The organism is Actinomadura darangshiensis, assembly GCF_004349235.1.
In the GTDB taxonomy this organism is placed as follows: Bacteria; Actinomycetota; Actinomycetes; order Streptosporangiales; family Streptosporangiaceae; genus Spirillospora; species Spirillospora darangshiensis.
In genome coordinates this window covers 1-3702 of record NZ_SMKY01000504.1, presented here as the reverse complement: position 1 = coordinate 3702, position 3702 = coordinate 1, and the positions used below count along the sequence as shown (strand labels likewise).

At 73.1% G+C, this 3702-nt stretch carries 4 protein-coding genes and 1 pseudogene; 1 reads left to right on the top strand and 4 read right to left on the bottom strand.

The window, feature by feature from the left end:
• The coding region (locus E1293_RS50055; RefSeq protein ID WP_132206150.1) for a pentapeptide repeat-containing protein at positions 1–1346 on the top strand (1346 nt) is incomplete at its 5' end.
• Here the strand turns inward: E1293_RS50055 and galT are convergent.
• The 4 genes and pseudogenes from galT to E1293_RS49070 form a co-directional block, all read right to left on the bottom strand.
• A complete protein-coding gene (gene galT / locus E1293_RS45510) occupies positions 1333–2385 on the bottom strand; it encodes a galactose-1-phosphate uridylyltransferase (protein WP_132206148.1) in 1053 nt (350 codons plus the stop codon). The genes E1293_RS50055 and galT overlap by 14 nt on opposite strands.
• Positions 2386–2430: 45 nt before the next feature.
• The gene (locus E1293_RS45505) at positions 2431–3045 is read right to left on the bottom strand and encodes a GTP-binding protein (protein WP_132206146.1); all 615 of its coding nucleotides are present in this window, start codon (positions 3043–3045) and stop codon (positions 2431–2433) included.
• Complete coding sequence (locus E1293_RS45500; protein ID WP_132206144.1) at positions 3026–3403, bottom strand: DUF742 domain-containing protein; 378 nt, start codon at positions 3401–3403, stop codon at positions 3026–3028. Before E1293_RS45500 ends, E1293_RS45505 begins: the two co-directional genes overlap by 20 nt.
• Positions 3404–3409: 6 nt before the next feature.
• Positions 3410–3702: pseudogene (locus E1293_RS49070) on the bottom strand (sensor histidine kinase); the annotation flags it as partial.

Here is a 3702-nt window from a genome sequence, read left to right as displayed (position 1 = left end):
GGTGGGGCGCCGGGCGCACCCTGCGGGCGGAGGTACTGCGCAAGCTGCTGCTCAGGCCCGCGGTGGACGGCGAGGTCGGGGCGCTCCGGGTGACGGGCGCGCGCATCGCCGGCGCGCTGAACCTGCAGTACGCGGCCGTGGAGCATCCGATCCGGCTGATGGCGTGCCATTTCGAGAACGTCCCCGTGCTCTACGGGGCACGTGTCCGGCAGGTGAACCTGAGCAACTCCTTCCTGCCGGGGCTCAGCGCGGCGACCGTGCGGGTGGACGGGGTGCTGCGCCTTACCGACTGCCGCATTCCCGGGCAGATCCGGCTCGGCGGTGCGCGGTTGTCCGGCGCCTTCTTCCTGGAGCGGGCACGGCTCGGGCGGGAAGGCGTGCAGGAGGAGGTCCTCCACCTCAACCATTCGGTCATCGATGACGATGTCTGGGGCCCCGACGTGGTGGCGCATGGGGAGATCAGGCTGAACGGCGCGTCCGTCACCGGCCGGGTGAACCTCGACGGAGCCGGCGTCCGCAACCCGGGCGGGCGGGCGCTCGACGCCGAGAACCTCACCGTGGGGTCGGATGTGATCGCCACGCGAGCACGGTTCGAGGGAGAGGTCAGCTTCCGCGGCGCGACGATCCCCGGCCTGCTCGTGTTCACGGAGGCGCGGCTGTCCGATCCGGACGGGTGCGCCTTGCGGGCGACCAGCGCCGCAATCGGTGAGGTCTGGCTGCGGGAGGCGCGGGTCGACGGCCCGGTGAACGCGCTCCGGGGGCGGTTCGGGCTGCTCCATGTCACGCCGAGCGCGCTCGGCGGGGAAGTGTGGCTGGACGGCCTGACCTACGGTTCGCTCACGCCGCGGCTGCCCGCGAAGGCCCGCATCGCGATGCTGGAACGGGACGCGGAAGGGTACGTCCCGCACGCGTACGAGCAGCTGGCCGCCGCCTACCGGCAGGCCGGGGACGACCGGGCGGCGCGGAACGTCCAGCTGGCCAAGCAGCGCCGGTACCGTTCGACGCGCCCCTGGTACGCGCGCATGTGGGGGTACCTGCAGGACGTGACGGTCGGGTACGGGTTCCGGCCGATGTGGGCGGCGGCCTGGCTGGCGGGGCTGCTGACCGTCGGCACGGCGGTGTTCGGGCTCCATCACCCCGAGCCGCTGAAGGCCGGCGAGCATCCGCCGTTCAACGCGCTGTTCTACACGCTCGACCTGCTGCTGCCCATCATCGACTTCGGGCAGGAGAAGGCGTTCAAGACCGCCGGCGGGCAGCAGTGGCTCGCCTACAGCCTGATCATCACCGGCTGGGTGCTGGCGACGACGATCGCGGCCGGCGTGACGCGGACGCTCAGCCGGCAGTGACGGCGCGGAGCCGGGCGGCGACGTCCTCCGGCCGGACGTCGTTGATCCAGGCGGCCATGCCCGACTCGGACCCGGCCAGGTACTTGATCTTGTCGGGGGCGCGCCGGACCGAGAACAGCTCCAGGTGCAGGCGGAGCAGGTCGCGGCCCTCCCCCACGGGCGCCTGGTGCCAGCCGGCGACGTACGGGAGCGGGGTGCCGTAGAGGGCGTCGCAGCGGCGGAGCAGGTCGCGGTAGAGGACGGCCAGCTCGTCGCGTTCGGACGCGTCCAGGGCGGTGAAGTCGGGGACGTGCCGGTGCGGCATCAGGTGCACCTCGACCGGCCACCGGGCGGCGGCGGGAACGTAGGCCGTCCAGTGCTCGCCGGACGCGACGACCCGGCCGCCCTCGCGTTCGGCCTTCAGGACGTCGCCGAACAGCCCCGGGCGGGCGGCGGCCATCGCGAGCATCCGCTCCGTGCGGGGCGTGACGAACGGGTAGCCGTAGATCTGGCCGTGCGGGTGGTGCAGGGTCACGCCGATCTCGACGCCCCGGTTCTCGAACACGAAGACCTGCGCCACCTCCGGCATCGCGGACAGCTCGGCGGTGCGGTCGGCCCACGCGTCGATGACCGTCCGGACGCGCGGCACCGGCAGCCGCGCCATCGACGCGGAGTGGTCATCGGTGAAGCACACGACCTCGCAGCGTCCGGCGCCGCGGGCACGTTCCACACCGTCGATCGCGGGCGGCACCGGCGGGGTGCGGACGTCGAACGACGGGAACCGGTTCTCGAACACGACGACGTCGTAGGACGGGTCCGGGACCTCCGAGGCGGGGCCGCCGGGGCACAGCGGGCACTGGTCGGCGGGCGGCAGGAACGTGCGGGTGTTGCGGTGCGCGGTGATCGTGACGTGGTCGCCGGTCAGCGGGTCGCGGCGCGTCTCGCACACCGGCTCGACCGGCGGGAGGCCGCGCGGATCGGGGACGGGCACCCGGCCCGGCGCCTCGTCGTAGTAGACGATCTCGCGGCCGTCCGAGAGCCGTGCGCGTGTCCGGTTCATCTCCCCGGAAGCCTACAGCGCGGGGCCTGCCCGGCAGCGCGTGCCCTACAGCGCGGACGCGCCCGCCTGCGTCTCCGCCTCGTGCACGGCGAGGAGGTGCTTCACCAGCGTGGTCAGGACGTCCTTGCCGGACGCGCGGTCCCGCACGTCGCAGAGGACGACCGGGGTGGTGTCGCTGAGGTCGAGCGCCTCCCGGATCTCGCCGGGCCTGTAGTCGTAGCCGTCGTCGAAGCAGTTCACCGCGATGAGGAACGGCAGCCCGCGGTTCTCGAAGTAGTCGACCGCGGGGAAGCAGTCCGCGAGCCGGCGCGTGTCGGCCAGCACCACGGCGCCGAGCGCGCCGTAGGACAGCTCGTCCCACATGAACCAGAAGCGGTCCTGGCCGGGCGTGCCGAACAGGTAGAGGATGAGGCCGTCGCGGATCGTGATGCGGCCGAAGTCCATCGCGACCGTGGTGGTGGTCTTCTGCTCGACGCCCTCGGTGTCGTCGACGCCGACGCCCCGGTCGGTGAGCAGCTCCTCGGTCTGCAGCGGGCGGATCTCGCTGACGGCGCCGACCAGCGTGGTCTTGCCGACCCCGAATCCCCCGGCGACGAGGATCTTCACCGCGACCGGCGCCGCCTGGGCGGATCCCTCGTTCTCAGAGGGCTTGGAGACCATGGAGCACTTCCCTCAGCAGACGTTCCTTGGAGAGCGCGCTCTCCTGTTGGGGACGGTGGGCGGTGATGAGCCGGTGGTGCAGCAGGTCGCCGAGCAGGACGCGGACGACGACCAGGGGCAGCCGCATCCGGGCGGAGATCTCGGCGACCGTCAGCGGGTTCAGGCACATCTCCAGGATGTCGACGTGCTCGGGCCCGATGCCGGGCGAGCCCGACCGGGGCTGCCCCGCGGTCGAGACGATCGTGATCATGTCGAAGCCCTCGGCGGTCGCGGGCCGGGCCCGGCCGCGGGTGAGCGCGTACGACCGGACGATCGGCCCCGCCTCGTCATCGAGCCATTCGCTGCCTGGACCGGTCATGGTCCGTCACGATTCCTCATTGTCGGAGGACTCGGCGCGGCCGCGCCGGGTGCCCTGCTGGATGGACGACATCATCGACCGCAGCTCCTCGGGCGACCGGCCGGCGCGCGGCGCGGCGGGGGGCGGGGGTGCGGCCGAGCGGTCCTCGCGCAGCTGGGAGGCCATGTTCTCCTGCCGGACGCGTTTGGGCAACGAGGGGCGCCCGGTCGACGCGGACTCGCCGGCCGGGCGGCGCCGTACTTCGCGGGGCGAGCGCGGCACCCCGGGCGTGGCGGACGGCGGCGCGGGCGGCGGTGGTG

Coding starts and splice junctions, on each gene's coding strand:
- galT (WP_132206148.1), bottom strand. CDS start 2,385: ATGAACCGGACACGCGCACGGCTCTCGGACGGCCGCGAGATCGTCTAC.
- E1293_RS45500 (WP_132206144.1), bottom strand. CDS start 3,403: ATGACCGGTCCAGGCAGCGAATGGCTCGATGACGAGGCGGGGCCGATC.
- E1293_RS45505 (WP_132206146.1), bottom strand. CDS start 3,045: ATGGTCTCCAAGCCCTCTGAGAACGAGGGATCCGCCCAGGCGGCGCCG.